Origin of the sequence: Pseudomonas sp. CFBP 13710, from assembly GCF_014842235.1 — a bacterium.
Classification (GTDB): domain Bacteria; phylum Pseudomonadota; class Gammaproteobacteria; order Pseudomonadales; family Pseudomonadaceae; genus Aquipseudomonas; species Aquipseudomonas baltica.
In genome coordinates this window covers 297704-319044 of the sequence record NZ_JACYVJ010000003.1, presented here as the reverse complement: position 1 = coordinate 319044, position 21341 = coordinate 297704, and the positions used below count along the sequence as shown (strand labels likewise).

The window sequence follows — 21341 nt, the reverse complement described above, 5'->3', positions numbered from 1 at the left end:
ACCACCTGACCCACCGCATCAACCATTCGCGAACCGATGATCGCTCCTGCAGCAGCTTCCACCCGTAGGAGCGGTCATCGGCCGCGAAGGGCTCACCGCGTTGTACCTGGCTCACCGCATCAACCTTTCGCGGCCACAGACCGCTCCTACAGTGGATCAGTGCCCACCCCGGCCCACCCGTAGGAGCGGTCATCGGCCGCGAAGGCAGCACTGCGGTATCAGATCTGCGGCCCGGGCGTCGGCGCAGTGGTGACCACGGTGCCCTTGCCGTTCTGCTCCTTGAGCAGGTCACGGATTTCGCCCAGCAACAGCTCTTCCTTGGTAGGCGCAGCCGGCGCTGCTGGCTTCTTTTCTTCCTGGTGGCGCAGGCGGTTGATCGCCTTCACGCCCATGAAGATGGCGAACGCCACGATGATGAAGTCGATGACCGTCTGGATGAACTTGCCATAGGCCAGCACCACCGCCGGCGCATCGCCAACCGCGGCGCGCAGGGTAATGGCCAGGTCGCTGAAATCCACGCCCCCGATCAGCAACCCGAGCGGCGGCATGATCACATCGCCAACGAAGGATGAAACGATCTTGCCGAACGCTGCACCGATGATGATACCAACGGCCATGTCGACTACATTGCCTTTGACCGCAAAGGCCTTGAATTCACTTAGCACGCTCATGAGGTTATTCCTTATTACAGATGAGGTTGGTCAACGCATTCCAAATCAGCGAGATGCTTCATTTTCCATGCCTGCTGCAAGGGACCCAACTGCGCCCTAGAAGTTTTGTCAAAGTACAGACTAGACGCTTTTCCGCGCTGCAAGGGCTTGATTTGCCCACTATTCCAGCGCGCTCGATTATCATGAACGCACTTTTCGAACAGGAATTTTCATGGCCAAGGCAAAGCGCATGTACGGCTGCACCGAGTGCGGTGCCACGTTTCCCAAATGGGCAGGCCAGTGCGGCGAGTGCGGTGCCTGGAACACCCTGGTGGAGACCGTCATCGAAAGCGGCGCTGCCGCACCGCCCAGTGGCCGCACCGGCTGGACAGGGCAGCAGGCGCAACTCAAGACCCTGGCCGAAGTCAGCATAGAAGAGATCCCGCGCTTCTCGACTGCATCGGCCGAACTGGACCGCGTGCTCGGCGGCGGCCTGGTCGACGGCTCGGTGGTGCTGATCGGCGGCGATCCGGGCATCGGCAAATCCACCATCCTGCTGCAGACCCTGTGCAACATCGCCATGCGCATGCCCGCGCTGTACGTCACCGGCGAAGAATCGCAGCAACAGGTGGCCATGCGCGCGCGACGCCTGGGCCTGCCCCAGGACAAACTAAAGGTCATGACCGAGACCTGCATCGAAACCATCATCGCCACCGCCAAGGTCGAGCAGCCCAAGGTCATGGTGATCGACTCGATCCAGACCATCTTCACCGAAAACCTGCAGTCCGCGCCCGGCGGCGTGTCGCAGGTGCGCGAAAGCGCTGCGCTGCTGGTGCGTTATGCCAAACAGAGCGGCACGGCCATCTTTCTGGTTGGCCACGTGACCAAGGAAGGCGCCCTGGCCGGCCCCCGCGTGCTCGAGCACATGGTCGATACCGTGCTGTACTTCGAAGGCGAATCCGATGGCCGCCTGCGCTTGTTGCGGGCCGTGAAGAACCGCTTCGGCGCGATCAACGAGCTGGGCGTGTTCGGCATGACCGACAAGGGCTTGAAAGAAGTCTCCAACCCGTCGGCGATCTTTCTCACCCGCGCCCAGGAAGAAGTCCCCGGCAGTGTCGTGATGGCCACCTGGGAAGGCACCCGGCCGATGCTGGTGGAAGTGCAGGCGCTGGTCGACGACAGCCACCTGTCCAACCCGCGCCGGGTCACCCTGGGCCTGGACCAGAACCGCCTGGCCATGCTGCTGGCAGTACTGCATCGGCACGGTGGCATCCCCACCCATGATCAGGACGTTTTCCTCAACGTGGTCGGCGGCGTGAAAGTGCTGGAAACCGCTTCCGACCTGGCGTTGCTCGCGGCAATCATGTCCAGCCTGCGCAACCGTCCGCTGCCGCACGACTTGCTGGTGTTCGGCGAAGTCGGCCTGTCCGGCGAGGTGCGCCCGGTTCCCAGTGGTCAGGAACGGCTCAAGGAAGCGGCAAAGCATGGCTTCAAGCGCGCCATCGTGCCCAAGGCCAACGCGCCCAAGGAGGCGCCGCCAGGCCTGCAGGTCATCGCCGTGACGCGTCTGGAACAAGCGCTGGATGCCTTGTTCGAGTAGCGCGCACGCCGCAGTAGGCTAAGGTTGTTGGGTGTCAGGACTTGCCCTATCGGCGTAGACGCTCCCGCTGTTCCATTGTCGGAGCGGGTCTCTGCCCGCGAAGAGGCCAATCCTGGCTACAAAAACCACAACCGCCCGAGGCTCCCGACCTATGCCCGTTCGACCTTCACGCGTCACCGCAATCGCTGCAGCCTGCCTGTTCTCGCTGTCGACGCAGGCCGCCGAACTGCCTGCCGCCGATCTCTACAAACAGGCCCAGGCCGAACAACCCAGCTACCTGGAAACGGTCAAGGAGCTGGTCTCGGTAGACACCGGCACCGGCCAGGAAAAAGGCCTGGCCACGGTCAGCGCGCTGCTGGTCAAGCGCCTCAAGGAGCTGGGTGCCACGGTCCAGACCACCCCGGCCACGCCGTCGGTGGGCGACAACATCGTCGGCATCTTCAAGGGCAGCGGCAGCAAGAACTTCCTGCTCATGGTCCACTACGACACGGTCTTCCTGCCCGGCACTGCGGCCAAGCGTCCGTTCCGCACCGACGAAGCACGCGCTTACGGCCCTGGCGTGGCCGATGCCAAAGGCGGCGTGGCGATGATCCTGCACGCGCTGAAACTGCTCAAGGCCCAAGGCTTCGACGGCTACGGCACGCTCACTGTGCTGTTCAACCCGGACGAGGAAATGGGCTCGGCCGGCTCGAAGAAAATCATCGCCGAACTGGCTGCCCAGAACGATTACGTTTTTTCCTACGAGCCGCCGAACAAGGACGCAGTGACCACTGCCACCAACGGTATCAACGGCTTGGTCCTGGAAGTCAAAGGGCGCTCGTCCCACGCCGGCTCCGCGCCCGAAGAGGGCCGCAACGCGCTCACCGAACTGGCCCACCAGTTGGTCCAGCTCAAGGACCTGGGCGATCCCGACAAGGGCACCACCGTGAACTGGACCATGGCCAAGGCAGGCGAGAAGCGCAACATCATCCCGGCCCTTGCAACAGCTGAAGCCGACATGCGCTACTCGGACATCGAGGAAACCGACCGCGTGCTCGCGCAAGGCCAGCGTCTGATCCGCAAGCAATTGATCGACGACACTCAAGTCAGCCTGCGCCTGGAGAAGGGCCGCCCACCGCTGGCCAAGAACAGTGGTTCTGAACAACTGGCTGGCGTGGCGCAGAAAGCCTATGCCGCCATCGACAAATCCATCGAGCCGATCGCCATGCGCTTCGGTACCGATGCCGGCTATGCCTACGTGCCCGGCAGCGACAAGCCAGCAGTGCTGGAAACCATGGGCGTGGTAGGGGCGGGGTTGCATGCCGACGACGAATACATCGAACTGGACAGCATCGCGCCGCGGCTGTATCTGACCTTGTCGATGATTCGCACGCTGTCGGTACCGTGATTCACTGCAGTGCGGGCGCCTGGCACAGGCGCCCGCACTGCCATGCAAACTTGCTCAACCCCCGGCGCGCCCCGTACTCTGAGGTCCTCTCACCGACCATGGAGCGCGCCCTATGAATACTGCAGTGCCGGGCATGGGCCCCGTCAAGGCTGTCATCTTCGACATGGATGGCTTGCTGCTGAACACCGAAGGCATCTACACCGAAGTCACGCAGATGATTGCCGAGCGTTACGGCAAGGTCTTCGACTGGAGTATCAAGCAGAACACCATCGGCCTGGGTGCCACTGACCTGTCGACCTATATCGTCGAGACATTGGGCCTGCCGCTGACGCCCGCTGAATTCATCGAAGCGCGCGCGCCGCTGATGGCCGAGCGCTTTCCCCACGCGCAGGCCATGGCCGGTGCCGAGGCGCTGGTGCGGCATTTGAAGGCGCACAATATTCCGATCGCCGTAGGTACCAGTTCGTCTCGCGGGCACTTTGCGATGAAAACCACCCTGCATCAGGAGTGGTTTGCGCTGTTCGACACGGTTGTCACTGCCGATGACCCTGAGGTGGGCGCGGCCAAGCCTGCGCCGGATATTTTCCTGGTCGCGGCCAGGCGTCTGGGGGTGGAGCCCAAGGATTGTCTGGTGTTCGAGGATTCGCCCTTCGGCGTCACCGCCGCCAAGGCTGCCGGCATGTTCGCCGTGGCCGTGCCGGATGCTGCCATGGCGCCAGAACGCTATCACCACGCCGACGATCGCCTGCAAAGCCTGCTGGGCTTCGACCCCGCCCAGTGGGGGCTGCCGGCTCACTTGGTGTAGTAATACTCGCCGTAGGCGCGGTCATCGGCCGCGAAGGTCTCGCCGCCGTCCTCAAACCTCCAACAAAGCCCCCAGCTCCCGCTCCAGCTCCTCGGGGTCGCCCAGGTTGAGTTCGATCAAGCGACGCAGATGGCTGATCGAATCCAGGCCAATATGGGTGCACACGAAGCCCAGCTGCCCATGATCGTCATGGGCCAGCTTGACCTCCATCACCACATCTTCCTGCGGCCCCAGCTTCACATCCACATTGAAGGGTTGGCTGGCATCACCCAGCCAGGGCGACGGCTTTTCGATCAACAGTCCCTTCAATGACAGATCGAGCAGCTTCACCGGCCAGCGCTCGGTGCCTTGGCGCAGTTCGGTCTTGGCATCGAAGGCGATGCGCTTGAAGCGCCGGCGTTCGGTATGGGTTTGCGTCATGATCGGGTTCTCCAGTTTTGCTGGACTATAGCGCAGTGACTCAAAGCCAGCGGCGAACCCGTCGACAATACTGGCGATAAGTCTCGCCAAACAGCCCTTCCAGCTGGATTTCGTCAGGCCTGATCACCAGCCAGTTCATCAGGTACAACAACACCGGCAGCAACAGCCATGGCCACAGGCTGCCCATCAGCAACGACAGCGCGACATAGGCAAGGGTGTCACCCAGATTGATCGGGTTGCGCGACAGCGCGAACGGGCCGTCGCGCAGTAACTCGTGGGGGGCGTCGAAATTGCTGGTTGCCGTGTGTTGGCGCTTGAAACGCAGCATGGCCCAGAAGGAGAGGCTCTGGCCGAGGATGATCAAGGCCGCCGCCGTGGCTGCGGTCCAGCTGTTGACCGGCAACGCAATGGGCAGCGCATAGCTCAGGGCCATGGCCACCGCGATGAACGCCAGATACAGCAACGGTGGCGGCAGAACGGCTTGGGCAGGTGGCTTGGGCATGGGTCAACTCGCTTTGGACACCTTAAGTGCGACCCACACCGGCTGCAGGTGTTCCGATTCGTCCCTGCCTCACGCGCCGCACCGCTCTAGACCAACGTGGGGATGGCCATCGAGCAAAAAATCGCTAGACTCGATAAGGCTGACACTCATCCACTGAGCTGGAAACAATAATATGAAGAATAATAGCAGTGCGTTCCGCCACGTTCCGTGGCTGATCGTGGCGATCATTGGTGCCTGTGCCCTGGGCGTCGTTGCACTTCGCCGCGGTGAAGCAATCAATGCGTTATGGATCGTCGTCGCGGCAGTGGCCATCTACCTGGTCGCCTACCGCTACTACAGCCTGTTCATCGCCAACCACGTCATGCAGCTGGACTCGCGCCGGGCCACGCCCGCGGTGCTCAACAACGACGGTCTGGACTACGTACCGACCAACAAGCACATTCTCTTCGGCCACCACTTCGCAGCCATTGCCGGTGCTGGCCCTCTGGTCGGGCCGGTGCTGGCCGCGCAGATGGGCTATCTGCCCGGCACGCTGTGGCTGATCGCAGGCGTGGTCCTGGCCGGCGCCGTGCAGGATTTCATGGTGCTGTTCCTGTCCACCCGCCGCAACGGCCGCTCGCTGGGCGACATGGTGCGCGAGGAAATGGGCCGCATCCCCGGCACCATCGCCCTCTTCGGTTGCTTCCTGATCATGATCATCATCCTCGCGGTGCTGGCGCTGATCGTGGTCAAGGCACTTGCCGAAAGCCCGTGGGGCATCTTCACGGTCATGGCCACTATCCCGATCGCCATGTTCATGGGCGTGTACATGCGCTACATCCGCCCGGGCCGCATCGGTGAAATCTCCATCATCGGCGTGTTTCTGCTGTTGCTCTCGATCTGGCTGGGGGGCCAGGTGGCGGCCGACCCGGTCTGGGCCAAGGCCTTCACCTTCTCCGGCATTCAGATCACCTGGATGCTGGTGGGCTATGGCTTCGTCGCAGCCGTGCTGCCCGTGTGGCTGATCCTGGCACCGCGCGACTACCTCTCCACCTTCCTCAAGATCGGTACCATCATCGCCCTGGCCATAGGCATTCTGGTGACCATGCCGGAACTGAAGATGCCTGCGCTGACCCAGTTCACCGACGGCACCGGCCCGGTATGGAAGGGCGGTCTGTTCCCGTTCCTGTTCATCACCATCGCCTGCGGCGCGGTGTCCGGTTTCCATGCGCTGATTTCCTCGGGCACCACGCCCAAGCTGCTGGACAACGAAACCAACGCCCGCTACATCGGCTACGGTGCCATGTTGATGGAATCGTTCGTGGCGATCATGGCCATGGTTGCCGCTTCGGTCATCGAACCGGGCGTGTACTTCGCCATGAACAGCCCGGCCGCAGTGGTCGGTACCGATGTGGTCGCAGTGGCAACGGCGGTCAGCAGCTGGGGCTTTGCCATTACCCCGGAAGCGCTGCAGGCGGTGGCCCATGACATCGGCGAAACCACCATCCTGGCGCGTGCCGGCGGTGCACCGACCCTGGCCGTGGGTATCGCGCAGATCCTGCACTCGGTGCTGCCGGGTGAAAACACCATGGCTTTCTGGTACCACTTCGCAATCCTGTTCGAGGCGTTGTTCATCCTGACCGCCGTGGACGCCGGTACCCGTGCCGGACGCTTCATGCTGCAAGACCTGCTCGGCTCGTTCGTCCCGGCGCTCAAACGCACCGAGTCGTGGACCGCCAACGTCATCGCCACTGCCGGTTGCGTGGCCCTGTGGGGCTGGTTGCTGTACCAAGGCGTGATCGATCCGCTGGGTGGTATCAATACCCTGTGGCCGCTGTTCGGCATCTCCAACCAGATGCTGGCCGGTATTGCCCTCATGCTCGCCACCGTCGTGCTGATCAAGATGAAGCGTCAGCGTTACATCTGGGTCACCATGCTGCCGGCCGTGTGGCTGCTGATCTGCACCACCACTGCAGGCTTCATCAAGCTGTTCGACGCCAACCCCGCAGTTGGCTTCCTGGCGCTGGCCAAGAAGTACAGCGACGCGTTGGCCCAGGGCCAGGTCATTGCACCGGCCAAGAGCGTCGAGCAGATGCAACACGTAATCTTCAATGCCTACACCAACGCAACCTTGACCGTACTGTTCCTGCTGGTGGTCTTCAGCATCCTGTTCTTCGCCTTGAAGGTCGGCGTCGCCGCCTGGGGCAAGAAGGAACGTACCGACAAGGAAGCACCGTTCCAGCCGTTCCCTAATGCGTGATGATCGAGGGCTGCCGCCATGTTCAATGACTTGAGCAAGTTGGGAAAATACCTGGGCCAGGCGGCACGTCTGATGGTGGGCATGCCGGACTACGACAACTATGTCGAACACATGCAGACCAAGCACCCGGACAAGCCGATGATGGATTACCAGGCGTTCTTCCGCGAACGCCAGGAGGCCAGGTACGGCGGCAAGGGTGGGCCCAAGTGTTGTTGAGGCATGCCATCTCGTAGAGATGTGTCGTGAGTGACGGCCCTTTCGCGGCCACTGGCCGCTCCTACAAGTGATCGATTATCCCTGTAGGAGCGGCCAGTGGCCGCGAAGAGGCCATTTGCATTTAAATGATTCCGGAGCCAACAAACTTGTCCGAAGCCGCACCCCCGATTCCCGTCACCATCCTCAGCGGCTTTCTCGGCGCCGGCAAGACCACCTTGCTGCGCCACATGCTCAAGGCCGAACATGGCTTGAAGATCGCCGTGATCGAGAACGAATTCAGTGACGCCGGCATCGACACCCAGCTGCTGGGCGACGAGCCGGTGCAAATCATGACGCTGGCCAACGGCTGCGTCTGCTGCACCATCCACACCGACCTGACCAAGGCGCTGTACCTGTTGCTCGAACGCCTGGACAGTGGCGAGATCGCCTTCGATCGACTGGTCATCGAGTGCACTGGCCTGGCCGACCCAGCGCCCGTCGCGCAGACCTTTTTCATCGATGAAGAGCTGCGCGAGCGCTACATCCTGGATGGCATCCTGACCTTGGTCGACGCTGCCCATGCCGGCATTCATCTGGCCCAGACCATCGCCCAGGCGCAGGTCGGGTTCGCCGATCGCCTGTTGATCAGCAAGACCGATCTGGTGCCACCGACGGTGCTGGAGGAACTGAGCGAGCGCCTGACCCGCATCAACCGTCGGGCCCCGATCCGAGTGGTCGAACATGGGTGTATCGACCTGGCAGAACTGCTCGATGTGCGGGGCTTCAATCTCAATGCAGGCCTGGCGTTGCGCCCGGTCAACCAGGGTCCTAGCGTCGACCGCATTGCCAGCCTGGTGCTGCGCACCGACAAGCCGCTGGACATCGATCGGCTCAGTACCTTCATGAATGAACTGCTGGAAGAGCACGGCAAGCAACTGCTGCGCTACAAGGGCGTTTTGAATATCGCTGGGGACGATCGACGCCTGGTGTTCCAGGGCGTGCTGAAACTCTACGGCTTCGACTGGGACACCGAATGGGCCGAGGGGGAGGTACGCGAAAGCGTGATGGTGTTCATCGCCGATGATCTACCCGAAGCCAAGATCCGCGCCGGATTCGAAACCCTCTAAAGCCTGTGCCGGCCTTATCGCGGGCTCTGCCCGCGATAAGGCCGGCCCTGATACATAAAAAAGCCCGACTCAATGAGCCGGGCTTTTTCATATCAAGGCACAGCTATCAGTCGGCATACACCGGCAGCTTCGCGCAGATGGCCTTGACCTTCTCGCGCACGGCTTCGATCACCGCGTCGTTGTTCAGGTCAGCCAGAATGTCGCAGATCCAGCCGGCCAGCTCCTGGCACTCGGCTTCCTTGAAACCGCGAGTGGTCACTGCAGGCGTACCGAAGCGCAGGCCCGAGGTGACGAACGGCGAGCGTGGATCATTCGGCACCGAGTTCTTGTTGACGGTGATGAATGCCTTGCCCAGCGCGGCATCGGCGTCTTTGCCGGAAATGTCCTGCTTGATCAGCGACAGCAGGAACAGATGGTTCTCGGTACCACCGGACACCACGTCGAAACCACGGTCGATGAACACCTTGGCCATTGCCTTGGCGTTCTTCACGACCTGCTGCTGGTAGGTCTTGAATTCAGGCTGCAGCGCTTCCTTGAAACACACGGCCTTGGCAGCGATGACGTGCTCCAGCGGGCCGCCCTGGGCGCCCGGGAAGACTGCCGAGTTGAGCTTCTTCTCGATCTCGGCGTTGGCACGCGCCAGGATCAAACCACCACGTGGACCGCGCAGGGTCTTGTGGGTAGTAGTGGTGACCACATCGGCGAACGGCACCGGATTCGGGTACACGCCAGCGGCAACCAGTCCTGCCACGTGGGCCATATCGACGAACAGATAGGCACCGACCTTGTCGGCGATCTCACGGAAGCGTGGGAAGTCGAGGATCTGCGAGTAGGCGGAGAAACCGGCCACGATCATCTTCGGCTTGTGCTCGACGGCCAGGCGCTCGACTTCGTCGTAGTCGATCAGGCCTTGGGCATCGATACCGTACTGGACGGCGTTGTACAGCTTGCCCGACGAAGAAACGCTGGCGCCGTGGGTCAGGTGACCGCCGTGGGCCAGGCTCATGCCCAGGATGGTATCGCCCGCCTGCAGCAGGGCCAGGTACACCGCGCTGTTGGCCTGGGAGCCGGCATGCGGCTGGACGTTGGCGTAGTCGGCGCCGAACAGTTCCTTGGCGCGATCGATGGCCAGCTGCTCGACCACGTCGACGTACTCGCAGCCACCGTAGTAACGCTTGCCCGGATAGCCTTCGGCGTACTTGTTGGTCAGCACCGAGCCCTGGGCTTCCATGACAGCGGAGCTGGTGTAGTTTTCCGAGGCGATCAGCTCGATGTGCTCTTCCTGACGCAGGGCTTCTTGCTCCATGGCGGCAAAGAGATCGGCATCGTACTTGGCGAGTGTCTGGCTACGGCTGAACATGGCGGTCCTCAAGGATCGGGATGTTGGGAAAGGCGAGCATTCTACCCCATAGGCTTTTATCTGGCATATGAAAGGCAGTCACTGCGTGAACAAGCGGGCCTCATGTCCACCGGCACCCCGGCACCCCGGCACCCCGTAGGAGCGGTCATTGGCCGCGAAAGCCACGCCGCGGTTCCACTGATCTACCGCGGGGCGCCCTTCGCGGCCACTGACCGCTCCCACAAGCGAGGGTCACTGAAACAGGAACAGTGCGTCGTTACTGAACTGCGACTCGAAGCGATGAGCCTGCATCGGCCGGCCGAACAGGTAGCCCTGAACCTCGTCGCAGCCATGCTCGCGCAGAAACTCCAGCTGCTCGTGGGTTTCCACGCCTTCGGCGATCACCGACAGATTGAGGCTGTGCGCCATGGCAATGATGGCCCGGGCGATCTGCGCATCCTGCTCGCCGGAGGGCAGACCATCGACGAAGGTGCGGTCGATCTTCAGCACGTCGATGGGGAATTGCTTGAGGTAGTTGAGCGACGAGTAGCCAGTACCGAAATCGTCGATGGCGATGCTCAGGCCGAGGTTCTTCAAGATATCGAGGATCACCATGGCCTCGTTGACCTCGCGCATCAGGATGCTCTCGGTCAGCTCGAGCTCCAGACACGCCGGTGGCAGGCCGATACGTTCCAGCATTCGGGCAATCCGATTGCCCAGCTGGCCGTCGGCGAACTGCCGCGCGGAGATGTTCACCGACACCTTGGGCACCCGCACCTTGGCCAGATGCCAGGCCTTGAGCTGACGACACGCCTCGGCCAGCACCCAATCGCCCACGTCCACCACCAGGCCCAGCTCCTCGAGCACCGGAATGAACTCGCCAGGCGGCACCAGGCCGCGCCGTGGATGGTTCCAGCGCAACAGCGCCTCGGCACCGGTCAGACGCTTGCCGTCGCCGCTGAACTGCGGCTGGTAGTACAGCACGAATTCTTCTTGCTCCAAGGCATGGCGCAAGTCGCTTTCCAGCTCCAGACGCTCCAGCGCCGTAGCGTTCATGTCGGCCTGATAGAACTGGAAATTGTTCTTGCCGCGCTCCTTGGCGTGGTACATCGCGGTGTCGGCGTTCTTCATCAATTGGCTGAGCTCGCCGCCATCCTGGGGGCTCAAGGCAATGCCCACGCTCGCCGTGACGAAGAACTCGCGGCCTTCGAGCACGAACGGTTTGACCAGGCTGCCGAGAATCTGCTCCGCCACATGGATGGCCTGGTTCAAGGCCAGCTCACGGGTCGCGCGGGGTTGCAGCAGCAGGGTGAATTCGTCGCCGCCCATGCGCGCCACGGTGTCATCGTCGTCGACGCAACCCAGCAGGCGCGTGGCCATGTCCTTGAGCATGCGGTCGCCGGCGGCGTGGCCGAGCGAATCGTTGATCGGCTTGAAGCGGTCAAGGTCGAGGAACATCAGCACCACCCACGACTGCTGGCGTTCGGCCTGCTGCAGGGCGTTGTACAGGCGGTCCTGAAACAGCGTGCGGTTGGGCAGGTGGGTCAGGGCATCGTAGTAGGCCAGGCGATGAATACGCTGTTCGCTGGCCTTGCGCTCGCTGATGTCGCTGAAGAAGCACACGTAGCTGGCCAGATCGCCTTCGTCATCGAGTACCGCGGTGATGCCGACCCAGGCCGGGTAGTGCTCGCCATTGCGCCGCTTGAGCCAGACTTCGCCTTCCCAGGTGCCGCGTAGTTGCAGTTGCTTGAGCACATAGCGCAGGTGGGCTTCCTGCTGGTCATCCACGGTCAGCATGTTGGGCAGTTGGTCCAGCACCTGGGCCACGGCATAACCGCTGACGCGGCTGAAGGCTTCGTTGGCCTGGACGATATAGCCCGCCGGGTCGGTGATGAGAATCGCCGACGTCGAATGTTCGAACACCGTGGCAGCCATGCGCAGGTCCTTCTCCGCTCGGCGCTGCTGGCTGACGTCGCGCCCTACGCCCAGCATGCCTTCCAGAGCCCCGTGGGTGTCCCAGATCAACACCAGGCGCAGCTCGATGGGAATCTTGCGGCCATCGTTGCGCATGCAGTCGAACATGAAGACCTGGGTCTTGAGGTCGCTGCGCAGCGCGGCCAGCTCGGCCGGCACATGCAACGCCCGACGGACCTGCGTCAGCAGCGCATTGATCCCCGTCATCTGTGCGGGATTGGCCAGCATGCCCTGCCAACCGTGCTCCAGCACCCAGTCTGCCTCGTAGCCCAGCACGCTCTGTACCGAAGGGCTGACGTAGTTCAGTTCCAAACGGTTGTTGGTCGAGAAGATCACGTCGCTGATGCTCTCGGCGAGCATGCGGTGGCGCTTTTCGCTCTGGCGCAGCGATTCGCTCGCCGTCCTGTGGCTGGTGATGTCGGTGATGCTGAGAATGACCGCACGGTAGTCCTCCGGGCGCTCGGGAAAGCGCACGGTCAGCCACAGGTACTGGTCCTGGCCCTGCTGGTTGACCAGGCGGATTTCCTGTTCCAATTGCTGTTGGCGCTCCAGCAGCGCAGCGATCAGACGGTGGCCGATGCCGGTGGCCGAGCCGCCTTCGATGAGCTTGCGCCACGCCTGTTCGCCAGTGTCCACCTGCAGCACCCGCAAGGCAACCTGGTTCACTTCGGTGATGCGCAGTGCCTGCAGCAGGTCGAGGCGCTTGGTCGGGTTGTCCTGCAGCCACTGTGCAGAGTCGGTGTGCCCGTTGAGCCCGACCCGCTCGAAGAACGCCAGGACGCCCGACAGGTCGAGCACGCACAGCGCCACTCCGGCGCCTTCGAAGATGTCCTGATAGCGGCGACGCTCTTCGTTGAGCTCGCGCTGGCGGCGGCGCATGCCCAGCAGCGCAAGCAATGGCACCAGCGACACCAGAAGGCCCAGCAGGCATTTGCCCACCAGCGGCGGCAGGAGCGCCAGGCGCGCCTGTCTGGCGTCGAACAAGCTGCGCAATTGCCAGTCGCTATGGCTCAGCGGGGTCACCAGTACACTCTGCGCAAGCTCGGTGGCGCTCAGTTCCGAGGCGGTGAGCGGGGCTGGGCCGGCGCGGCCGATGATGTGCTTGTTCGCGTGATTTTCCAGGACCCAGCTGGGGTTCTCCTCGCGCTCGACCTGGTGGATGAGGCGGCTGATGACGGTCGGGCTCATGCGCAGCAGCCAATAGCCGTTGGTGTTTTCGCCAGGCTGGCGGATCAGCAGATAGACCAGGTCTACGGCTGTGTTGTTGGTGTAGTAGTGGCTATCGCCATCCAGGCGACCTGTCAGCAGGGCAATGAACGGCGCGTCAGTGGCGTCCGGCAGGGTGTCGGCGATGACTCGGGCATCGCCGCTGAGCCAGGCCAGGCTTTGCAGTTCCGGCACCGAGCGGCGGACGCGAGTGAGCGTTTCGGCCCGTTCCCGCGCGCTGGGGAAGGGCTGAGTCGTGAGCAACTGGTTCAGCGCGATCTGCGCATTGAGCGCCATGTTCAGGTTGACGTGATCGGCTAGGTCCGCGCTGTAGTCGATGCTGTGCTGGCGCTGGTCGGCCTGGGTGCGCTGGAACTGGTCGAGCAGCTGCCAGAACAACAGCATCAGCAACATCAAAACCACGAATGCCAGCGCGCCTTTCAACGAACCGTGCAGCGGCGTACCTGACCCTTGGACAGGCGGGCGCAAGGAGGACGGCTGATTGAAATTGGTCAAACTGAAATCCTGCGATATGACAGTCGGGGGCAGGCATAGGCGCGGGCCCAACCAGAGGGCACGTGAATCATGCGTGTTACACCTCGCACTATAAGCGCTAGCGCCCAAGGCCGGCTAGCGCAGCGTAAAACCACCGTGCTGCGCCTGACACGCCGCACCCACCGCCGACGCGGCTCGCGCCGCTGCTACAGCGCTCGTGTCGCTTCCGGACGTTCGTTCACACCGCGATCCGCCTGGCGCACCGCGTTTACCGCCGACGCGGCTCGCGCCGCTGCTACAGGCGCCGCAATCCCGTAGCAGCGGTGCAAGCCGCGTCGGGCCCACCGCGATCCGCCTGGCACACCGCGTCACCGGGCGCGCCCTGGTTTGCCCTGACTCCCGCATTCCGGTAGCTTTGAACACCTTGCGGGGGCCCAAGCTTCCATCCTCTATCTCGCACCTTCTTTATCCAGGTTCATTCCATGGCTCAATACGTCTACACCATGCATCGGCTGAGCAAAGTCGTTCCGCCGAAGCGGGAAATCCTCAAGAACATTTCGCTGTCCTTTTTCCCCGGCGCCAAGATCGGCGTGCTCGGCCTGAACGGCTCGGGCAAATCCACCTTGCTGAAGATCATGGCTGGTGTCGACAAGGAATTCGACGGCGAAGCCCGCCCGATGCCCGAGCTCAACGTTGGCTACCTGCCTCAGGAACCACAGCTCGACCCGACCAAGACCGTGCGCGAAGTGGTCGAGGAAGCGGTCAGCGTGATCAAGGACGCCCAGGCCCGCCTGGACGAGGTCTACGCCGCCTATGCCGAACCGGACGCCGACTTCGACAAGCTGGCTGCCGAACAGGCCAAGCTCGAGTCCATCCTCCAGGCCAGCGACGGCCATAACCTGGAACGGCAACTGGAGGTCGCTGCCGACGCTCTGCGCCTGCCGGCCTGGGATGCCAAGATCGAGCACCTGTCCGGTGGTGAGAAACGCCGCGTGGCCCTGTGCCGCCTGCTGCTTTCGGCCCCCGACATGCTGCTGCTCGACGAACCGACCAACCACCTGGATGCCGACTCCGTCGCCTGGCTGGAGCACTTCCTGCACGACTTCCCCGGCACCGTGGTTGCGATCACCCACGACCGTTACTTCCTCGACAACGTCGCCGGCTGGATCCTGGAGCTCGACCGCGGCGCCGGCATTCCGTACGAAGGCAACTACTCGGGCTGGCTCGAAGCCAAGTCCGATCGCCTGGCGGCCGAATCCAAGCAGCAGTCGGCCCACGAAAAAGCCATGAAAGAAGAACTGGAGTGGGTGCGCAAAGGCGCCAAGGCCCGCCAGTCGAAATCCAAGGCCCGCCTGCAGCGCTTCGAGGAAATGCAGTCGCAGGAATTCCAGAAGCGTTCGGAAACCAACGAAATCTACATTCCGGCCGGTCCGCGCCTGGGTGACAAGGTCATCGAATTCAAGAACGTCACCAAGGGCTACGGCGACCGCGTGCTGATCGACAACCTGTCGTTCGCCATGCCCAAAGGCGCCATCGTCGGCGTGATTGGCGGCAACGGTGCCGGTAAATCCACCCTGTTCCGCATGCTCATGGGCAAGGAACAGCCGGATTCGGGCAGCATCGAAGTGGGCGAAACCGTGCAGCTGGCGTGCGTGGATCAAAGCCGCGACGACCTGGACGGCAGCAAGACCGTGTTCCAGCAGGTCTCCGACGGTTCGGACAATATCCGCATCGGCAACTACGAAATTCCGTCACGCACCTACGTAGGCCGCTTCAACTTCAAGGGCGGCGACCAGCAGAAGTTCGTCAAGGACCTCTCCGGCGGTGAACGCGGTCGCCTGCACCTGGCGCTGACGCTGAAGGAGGGCGGTAACGTCCTGCTGCTCGACGAACCGTCCAACGACCTCGACGTGGAAACCCTGCGTTCGCTCGAAGAAGCCCTGCTGGACTTCCCCGGCGCGGCCATCGTGATCTCTCACGATCGCTGGTTCCTCGACCGCGTGGCCACGCACATCTTGGCCTACGAGGACGACTCCCAGGCCGTGTTCTTCGAAGGCAACTACACCGAGTACGAAGCCGATCGCAAGAAACGCCTGGGTGAAGCGGCTGCCCAGCCGCACCGGGTTCGCCACAAGAAACTGGCGTGAATGAAAAATGGGGCCCTCTTTGCAGGGCCCCATTTTTTTGCTTGGTGAATGGATATCGGCTGGCCAACAGAGCCGGCGTATCACTCAGGGGCCTGTCTGGATGCCCGTGACTTCCACGGTCAGGTCACCCGCAGGCCGACGCCATACGCGTTCTTCACCGACTTCCGCGCCCAGCAGTGCGCGACCCAGCGGCGACGCCCAGTTGATCAAGCCAACACCGGCGTCTGCCTGGTCTTCGCCGACCAGACACACGCGCTGCTCGGCGCCCTGGTCATCGGCAAAGGTCACCCAGCTGCCGATCTGCACCTTGGCGGTGGACGTGACCGGTGCCACCACTTGTGCATGTTGCAGGCGGTGCTGGTAGTAGCGCATGTCCCGGCTCAGGTCGGCCACACGCTGACGGTCGGCACGCTCACCCATTGCCATCTGCTCGGCCTGCAGTATTTGCACTTCAGCGACCCGCGCCTGCAACTGGGCCAGGCCACTGGCGGTCACGTAGTTGGGCTGCGTACTGATCAGTCGCTCCACGGGTTGGCTCGCCTGTTCGGCGGCCTGGTCTTCATTCACGAATGCGCGGCTCATGGTCTTCCTCCCTTGAGGGGCGGTACAACTCGCCCAGCTTGCTGTAGGGGAGCCGAGATGTGCCAACCGAGAGGCTGTACGAGGATCGCGGTCAAGCCCTACTCCTACAAGAACGGATGCTTGTAGAAGATTGGGCCGCAAAACCGCATCAGAGTTGCATAGGCCGTCTCCAACCGGCTCAGCTGAATCGAGCGGGGCTGTACGGCGCAGGATTGGTAAAGGTCGCCGCGCCGGCCATCATCTGCGCCAACAGCCGGCCACAGACAGGGCCCAGCGTCAAACCGTGGTGGGCATGGCCAAAGTTGAACCACAACCCGGGGTGTCGACCTGCCGGACCTATCACCGGGCGCATGTCCGGCAGGCACGGGCGGCGGCCCAGCCAGGGCTTGACGTCAAGGCGTTCGCCCAGTGGGTAGAAGCGCCTGGCCAGCGCCTCGCAGCGCAGCAGCTGGATATCATTGGCGGGGGCATCTTCGGCCGCGAACTCGATCCCGGTCGTCAGACGCAAGCCCTGGTTCATCGGCGCCAGCACGAACCCTCCCAGCGGGTCGCAGACGGGGTGGTTGAGGGTTGCGCCCGCAGAGGTCTGGTAATGCATGTGGTAGCCGCGCTTGCTTTGCAGGGGAATGCGATAGCCCAAGGGTGACAGCAACCGATTGCTCTCTGGCCCCAGGGCCACCACGACTTCGCGCGCGTGCAGCGTGCCCGCCGCCGTCTCGAGCTGCCAGTGATTGCCCTGCTGGCGCAGCGTCAATGCATCGGCATCCATGAAGCGCCCGCCGCGCTGCATGAACAGCGCGGTGTAGCCCAGGGCCAGGGCGCCCGGGTCCTGCACGGTCATGGGGTCATGCCAGTGCACGGCACCTGCAGCGCCCTGGCCGAGACTGGGCTCGACGGCCTGTAATTGCCCAGCGTCGAGCAAGCTGTAGCGCAAATGATGAACGTGCAGCTGTGCGGCATCCGCCTGGGCTCTGGCGAAGGCCTTGTGGCTGCGGTAGATCTCGATCCAGCCAGTATCGCGAAGCAATCCTTGCTGGCCGGATGCTGCAGCCAGTGCGCAGTGTTCCTCCACGCAGCGTTGCACCAGTGGCAACATCGCTTCGGCTGCACGCTGCAGGTTGCGTTTGGAAGATGCCTGCCAGTACTTCCACAACCAGGGCGCAACCTGTGGCAGGTAGCGCCAGTCGTAGCGCACGTCGGGCTGCTGATTGAGGGCGTAGAGCATCAATCGCCGCAGGTCACGCGGAAACGCATAGGGCACGATGCTGGAGCGTTCGATCAAGCCAGCATTGCCGTAGCTGGTGCCGCTGCCAGGCGCTGCACGGTCGACCAGTACCACCTCACGTCCCAGAGCCTGCAAGTGCAGTGCACTGCAAACACCAACGATGCCGGCACCCAGTACCAGCGTTTCACATTGCATGGCTTCGCTCCTCAGTGGTCGTGCAGATGGCGACTGAGCCGAGCGTCGAGGCGCCGCAGTACGCGGCGCAGCGTTTCGACGATCAGCAGGTAAAGTACCGCGGCCCAGAGGTAGATCTGGAAATCGAAACTGCGCGAGAAACCCAGTTTGGTCACCCCCATCAAGTCATACAGGGTGACCAACGAGGCAATGGCACTGGCCTTGATCATCAGGATCAGTTCATTGCCCAATGGCCCGATGGCGACCATCAGCGACTGCGGCATGATGATCTTCACGAACGTTACCCACGGTCTGAGGCCCAGCGCCCGAGCAGCTTCGCGCTGGCCCTCGCCGATGGCTATGAAGCTGCCGCGCAGGATTTCCGCCTGGTAGGCGGCCGTATTGAGGGTGAAGGCCAGCAAGGTGCAATACCAGGCATCGCGAAACAGCCACCACAAGCCGACGTCCTGCCAGAACTCGCGAAACGAACCCAGGCCGTAATACAGCAGGAACAACTGCGCCAGCAATGGCGAGCCGCGCAGGCAATAGATGTAGAAACCACTGGCATGGCGCAGCAGCGGGTTGCTCGACAGTCTGCCAAGGGCCAGCACCGTGGCGAGCAGCATCCCCAGGGTAAAGGCAATGGCGACCAGCTTGGCGGTCACCCACAGCCCCGCCAGCATGCGCCAGCCATAGCGCTGAAGCAGGTCGGGGTCGACGAAGAAGTAGGCAATGTCCTGGAGAATCATCAGCGCACACCCCGCAGATGGCGGCTGTAGTAGCGCTCCAGAAACGCCAGCGCTCTGCCGCTCAGCGCACTGAACAGAAGGTAGACCAGGCAGGCTACGCCATAGAAGAACAGCGGCTCCTTGGTAGCACTGACCGCCAGGTTGGTCTGGCGCATCAGGTCGACCAGGGAAATGGTGGATACCAACGAAGTGTCCTTGAGCAGCGACAGCCAATTGTTGGACAGCCCAGGCAGGGCGACCCGGGTCAGCTGCGGCAAGAGTACCCGCATGAACGTTATCCGACGGCTCAGCCCCAGCGCGGCTGCTCCTTCATACTGGCCTTTGCCGATGGTCTTGAATGCCGCCAGCCAGACCTGGGCCGAGAATGCGGCGAACACCAGGCCGAACGCGACCATGGCTGCCGCAAAGGCGTTGATCGAGACGGCTTGGGGGTGGCCAGCCGCGCTCAGCAGCTTCTGCATGGCGATCTGGCAACCGTAATAGATGATCAGCAGCGTCAGCAGTTCTGGAAGGCCGCGGAACACCGTGCCGAACAGCGTTGCAAAGCTGCGCAGGAGCCGATATCGCGAGCGCTCGGCGAGTGCCAGGGCCAGCCCCAGCGGCACGCCGATCGGTAGACAGGCAAGCGCCAAGGCCAGGGTCATCAGGGCGCCTGCCAGCAAAGCAAGGCCCCAGCCGCCCTCGGCCAGGGACAACAAAGCAAGGTGTTCGAGCATGCTTTTATCTCCGGCGACGCCCGATCAGAGGCGCCGCCACGCCCGGTCGATCAGTTGTAGATATCGAAGTCGAAATACCGGCTGGCGATCTTCTGGTAGGTACCGTCGGCAACGATCTCATCCAGCGCCTTGTTCAGGCGCAGGCGTAACGAGTCGTCGTCCTGGCGTACGGCTATCGCCGCATTGGCCGTGGTGCCATCGACGTCACCGAGCATGCGGCAGCACGCCGCGCCCGACTTCTTGAGCCATTCCTGCAGGGGAAACTTGTCGCCGATCACCACATCCAGACGCCCGGCCGCAAGGTCGGCATTGGCCGCATCGGCGGTAGGGTAGAGTTTTACCTCGGCGCCAGCCTTGCCGTAGACGTCTTCGGCATGAATCGACTGGGTGGAGGAGGACTGTGCGCCCACCACCAGGCCCTTGAACGTGGACTGCGCGTCATCGAGCTTCGACTGCTTGCCCACGGCTACCGACAAGGGGGTCTTGTAGTAGTGATTGGTGAAGCTGATTTTCTTGCGTCGCTCTTCGGTATCGATCATCGACGCCACGACGGCATCGTACTTGCGCGCCAGCAGCGCAGGAATGATGCCGTCCCAATCCTGGGCCACGATCGTGCAGCGCGCCTGCATCTTGTCGCACAGCGCCATCGCGATATCGACGTCGAAGCCCTGGGGCTTGTTGTTGGAATCCACATAGTTGAAGGGTGGATAGGCGCCTTCCGTGGCGATTTTCAGGTCTTGGGCAGTGGCGTTGTTCACGCCTGCCAGCAGAACTGCCAGTACCCCTGCAAAACGAATGCTCCGTTTCATGTTGCACCTCGGTGGTGGTGGTGGGTCAGCTAGTGTTGTCCGCCCGTGGTCAGTGACGTGTAGCCCACGAACTCGTGGTGAAGTGCGGCGGTGGCTTCCAGGCGCTTTTCGACGTCCGGTCCGAGCCGCTTGCACACTTCGTTGACCAGAAGATTCACCAGCGACAGCATGGCCGAGGTGGACTCCCAGAACAGGTTGAACTCGGTAGGCACGCGAAACACCTCATCGGCGTTCTGCTCGGCCCAGTCGCAGAAGGTGTCGGTTACCAGCGTGACCGGAATGCCGGCCTCACGTGCCTTGCGACACAGCATCAGCGCGTGGCGCGAGTAGCGTCGTGCTTCGAACACCACCAGGGCGGTCTGCTGCGGTGGGCTCAGCAACACCTCGGCATAGTGCCCGCTGGCACCATCGATCCCGTGTACGCCGTCGCGCAGGTACTGCATCAGGTGAACCATCGAACAGGCAATGCCACGTTCGGTCTGGAACCCGGCAACGAACACTCGAGGTCGACGGGCCAGACGCTCGGCGACCTGCTGCCAGGCTTCACCCTGACTGTATTCATGGACACGCATCAGTGCCGCCACCTCCAGATCGAGGCCGCGAGAAGGGCCGGACTGTTGGCGAAATTCGCGCAGGCGGTCGCCCATCAGCCACGGTCCCTGCCCCAGGTCTTCTTTGAGATCTGCCTTGAGCGCCTTGAGGTGCGGGTAACCAATGGCTCGGCAGAAGCGGCCGACACTGGATTCGCTGACACCCAGCGTGGCGGCCAGGGAAGCAGCAGTGAGGAACGGCAATTCCGTGGTATTGGCCAGCATGTAGCTGGCAATCATGCGCGCGGACGATGAGGCGGTTGGCAAGATGGCTTCGAGACGCTGCTTGAGGGACTGGCTCATGAGGATGCCTTGGCGTAGGTAGCGCGTGAAAATGAATCTGATCTTTTTCTGTCATCGTGTCAATAATGGCAGATACCTGTCATTTGTTGCCAAAAGAAACGCAGCCG

17 protein-coding genes and 1 pseudogene are annotated in these 21341 nt (G+C 62.6%); 7 read left to right on the top strand and 11 right to left on the bottom strand.

The genetic code is table 11. The annotated features are described in order from the left end of the window. Window positions 1-218 precede the first annotated feature (218 nt). Window positions 219-671, bottom strand: coding sequence for a large-conductance mechanosensitive channel protein MscL (mscL, locus tag IFT44_RS09945; protein ID WP_122475373.1), 453 nt, complete (start codon window positions 669-671; stop codon window positions 219-221). Window positions 672-882: 211 nt separating this feature from the next. Here mscL and radA point away from each other — a divergent pair, with 211 nt between their 5' ends. The 3 genes from radA to IFT44_RS09930 all read left to right on the top strand — a co-directional run bounded on the left by radA (window position 883) and on the right by IFT44_RS09930 (window position 4442). Then, window positions 883-2250, top strand: coding sequence for a DNA repair protein RadA (gene radA / locus IFT44_RS09940; protein WP_122475371.1), 1368 nt, complete (start codon window positions 883-885; stop codon window positions 2248-2250). A 151-nt stretch (window positions 2251-2401) separates the two neighbouring features. Further along, window positions 2402-3637 (top strand): M20/M25/M40 family metallo-hydrolase, encoded by a 1236-nt coding sequence (locus IFT44_RS09935; RefSeq protein ID WP_192102659.1) that lies wholly within the window; start codon window positions 2402-2404, stop codon window positions 3635-3637. Between the two features lie 112 nt (window positions 3638-3749). Beyond that, a complete protein-coding gene (locus IFT44_RS09930) occupies window positions 3750-4442 on the top strand; it encodes an HAD-IA family hydrolase (RefSeq protein WP_185795199.1) in 693 nt (230 codons plus the stop codon). 51 nt (window positions 4443-4493) lie between these two features. Here IFT44_RS09930 and IFT44_RS09925 read toward each other — a convergent pair whose 3' ends face one another. Both IFT44_RS09925 and IFT44_RS09920 read right to left on the bottom strand, forming a co-directional pair. Beyond that, window positions 4494-4862, bottom strand: a complete 369-nt coding sequence (locus tag IFT44_RS09925) for a PilZ domain-containing protein (protein WP_192058522.1) — start codon at window positions 4860-4862, stop codon at window positions 4494-4496. Between the two features lie 40 nt (window positions 4863-4902). Further along, entirely contained in the window at window positions 4903-5364 is a 462-nt protein-coding gene (locus IFT44_RS09920; protein ID WP_185795200.1) for a methyltransferase family protein, read from the bottom strand. A 172-nt stretch (window positions 5365-5536) separates the two neighbouring features. Between IFT44_RS09920 and IFT44_RS09915 the strand changes: the two genes are divergently transcribed. From IFT44_RS09915 to yjiA, 3 genes are all read left to right on the top strand, one after another. Further along, the gene (locus IFT44_RS09915) at window positions 5537-7603 is read left to right on the top strand and encodes a carbon starvation CstA family protein (protein ID WP_192102656.1); all 2067 of its coding nucleotides are present in this window, start codon (window positions 5537-5539) and stop codon (window positions 7601-7603) included. A gap of 18 nt (window positions 7604-7621) precedes the next feature. After that, window positions 7622-7819, top strand: coding sequence for a YbdD/YjiX family protein (locus tag IFT44_RS09910; RefSeq protein WP_122475360.1), 198 nt, complete (start codon window positions 7622-7624; stop codon window positions 7817-7819). A 125-nt stretch (window positions 7820-7944) separates the two neighbouring features. Further along, window positions 7945-8925, top strand: a complete 981-nt coding sequence (gene yjiA, locus IFT44_RS09905) for a GTPase (protein WP_192058526.1) — start codon at window positions 7945-7947, stop codon at window positions 8923-8925. A gap of 106 nt (window positions 8926-9031) precedes the next feature. On the opposite strand, the gene glyA is transcribed toward yjiA, so the two are convergent. Both glyA and IFT44_RS09895 read right to left on the bottom strand, forming a co-directional pair. Next, complete coding sequence (gene glyA / locus IFT44_RS09900) at window positions 9032-10285, bottom strand: serine hydroxymethyltransferase (protein ID WP_192175831.1); 1254 nt, start codon at window positions 10283-10285, stop codon at window positions 9032-9034. A 231-nt stretch (window positions 10286-10516) separates the two neighbouring features. Beyond that, window positions 10517-13132: pseudogene (locus IFT44_RS09895) on the bottom strand (sensor domain-containing protein); the annotation flags it as partial. 1289 nt (window positions 13133-14421) lie between these two features. On the opposite strand from IFT44_RS09895, the gene ettA reads away from it, so the two are divergent. Then, entirely contained in the window at window positions 14422-16086 is a 1665-nt protein-coding gene (ettA, locus tag IFT44_RS09890; protein WP_122475355.1) for an energy-dependent translational throttle protein EttA, read from the top strand. An 84-nt stretch (window positions 16087-16170) separates the two neighbouring features. Here ettA and IFT44_RS09885 read toward each other — a convergent pair whose 3' ends face one another. From IFT44_RS09885 to IFT44_RS09860, 6 genes are all read right to left on the bottom strand, one after another. After that, window positions 16171-16668 carry a GreA/GreB family elongation factor gene (locus tag IFT44_RS09885; RefSeq protein WP_122475353.1) on the bottom strand — a complete coding sequence of 166 codons (498 nt, stop codon included), beginning with the start codon at window positions 16666-16668 and terminating at the stop codon, window positions 16171-16173. A 178-nt stretch (window positions 16669-16846) separates the two neighbouring features. Beyond that, window positions 16847-18088, bottom strand: a complete 1242-nt coding sequence (locus tag IFT44_RS09880; RefSeq protein ID WP_192175830.1) for an NAD(P)/FAD-dependent oxidoreductase — start codon at window positions 18086-18088, stop codon at window positions 16847-16849. 11 nt (window positions 18089-18099) lie between these two features. Then, complete coding sequence (locus IFT44_RS09875) at window positions 18100-18816, bottom strand: ABC transporter permease (protein WP_192175829.1); 717 nt, start codon at window positions 18814-18816, stop codon at window positions 18100-18102. Further along, window positions 18816-19532 carry an ABC transporter permease gene (locus tag IFT44_RS09870; protein ID WP_192175828.1) on the bottom strand — a complete coding sequence of 239 codons (717 nt, stop codon included), beginning with the start codon at window positions 19530-19532 and terminating at the stop codon, window positions 18816-18818. The genes IFT44_RS09875 and IFT44_RS09870 overlap by 1 nt, the downstream gene beginning before the upstream one ends. Window positions 19533-19582: 50 nt before the next feature. Continuing rightward, the gene (locus tag IFT44_RS09865) at window positions 19583-20341 is read right to left on the bottom strand and encodes a transporter substrate-binding domain-containing protein (protein ID WP_122475347.1); all 759 of its coding nucleotides are present in this window, start codon (window positions 20339-20341) and stop codon (window positions 19583-19585) included. 29 nt (window positions 20342-20370) lie between these two features. Next, the gene (locus IFT44_RS09860; protein ID WP_192058532.1) at window positions 20371-21234 is read right to left on the bottom strand and encodes a MurR/RpiR family transcriptional regulator; all 864 of its coding nucleotides are present in this window, start codon (window positions 21232-21234) and stop codon (window positions 20371-20373) included. Window positions 21235-21341: the final 107 nt, after the last annotated feature.

Bases quoted from the DNA above. Each gene is read 5' to 3' on its own strand.
- radA (WP_122475371.1), top strand. From the start codon at position 883: ATGGCCAAGGCAAAGCGCATGTACGGCTGCACCGAGTGCGGTGCCACG.
- IFT44_RS09935 (WP_192102659.1), top strand. From the start codon at position 2,402: ATGCCCGTTCGACCTTCACGCGTCACCGCAATCGCTGCAGCCTGCCTG.
- mscL (WP_122475373.1), bottom strand. From the start codon at position 671: ATGAGCGTGCTAAGTGAATTCAAGGCCTTTGCGGTCAAAGGCAATGTA.
- IFT44_RS09860 (WP_192058532.1), bottom strand. From the start codon at position 21,234: ATGAGCCAGTCCCTCAAGCAGCGTCTCGAAGCCATCTTGCCAACCGCC.
- IFT44_RS09915 (WP_192102656.1), top strand. From the start codon at position 5,537: ATGAAGAATAATAGCAGTGCGTTCCGCCACGTTCCGTGGCTGATCGTG.
- yjiA (WP_192058526.1), top strand. From the start codon at position 7,945: ATGATTCCGGAGCCAACAAACTTGTCCGAAGCCGCACCCCCGATTCCC.
- glyA (WP_192175831.1), bottom strand. From the start codon at position 10,285: ATGTTCAGCCGTAGCCAGACACTCGCCAAGTACGATGCCGATCTCTTT.
- IFT44_RS09865 (WP_122475347.1), bottom strand. From the start codon at position 20,341: ATGAAACGGAGCATTCGTTTTGCAGGGGTACTGGCAGTTCTGCTGGCA.
- IFT44_RS09920 (WP_185795200.1), bottom strand. From the start codon at position 5,364: ATGCCCAAGCCACCTGCCCAAGCCGTTCTGCCGCCACCGTTGCTGTAT.
- IFT44_RS09870 (WP_192175828.1), bottom strand. From the start codon at position 19,532: ATGCTCGAACACCTTGCTTTGTTGTCCCTGGCCGAGGGCGGCTGGGGC.
- ettA (WP_122475355.1), top strand. From the start codon at position 14,422: ATGGCTCAATACGTCTACACCATGCATCGGCTGAGCAAAGTCGTTCCG.
- IFT44_RS09875 (WP_192175829.1), bottom strand. From the start codon at position 18,816: ATGATTCTCCAGGACATTGCCTACTTCTTCGTCGACCCCGACCTGCTT.
- IFT44_RS09885 (WP_122475353.1), bottom strand. From the start codon at position 16,668: ATGAGCCGCGCATTCGTGAATGAAGACCAGGCCGCCGAACAGGCGAGC.
- IFT44_RS09910 (WP_122475360.1), top strand. From the start codon at position 7,622: ATGTTCAATGACTTGAGCAAGTTGGGAAAATACCTGGGCCAGGCGGCA.
- IFT44_RS09930 (WP_185795199.1), top strand. From the start codon at position 3,750: ATGAATACTGCAGTGCCGGGCATGGGCCCCGTCAAGGCTGTCATCTTC.
- IFT44_RS09925 (WP_192058522.1), bottom strand. From the start codon at position 4,862: ATGACGCAAACCCATACCGAACGCCGGCGCTTCAAGCGCATCGCCTTC.
- IFT44_RS09880 (WP_192175830.1), bottom strand. From the start codon at position 18,088: ATGCAATGTGAAACGCTGGTACTGGGTGCCGGCATCGTTGGTGTTTGC.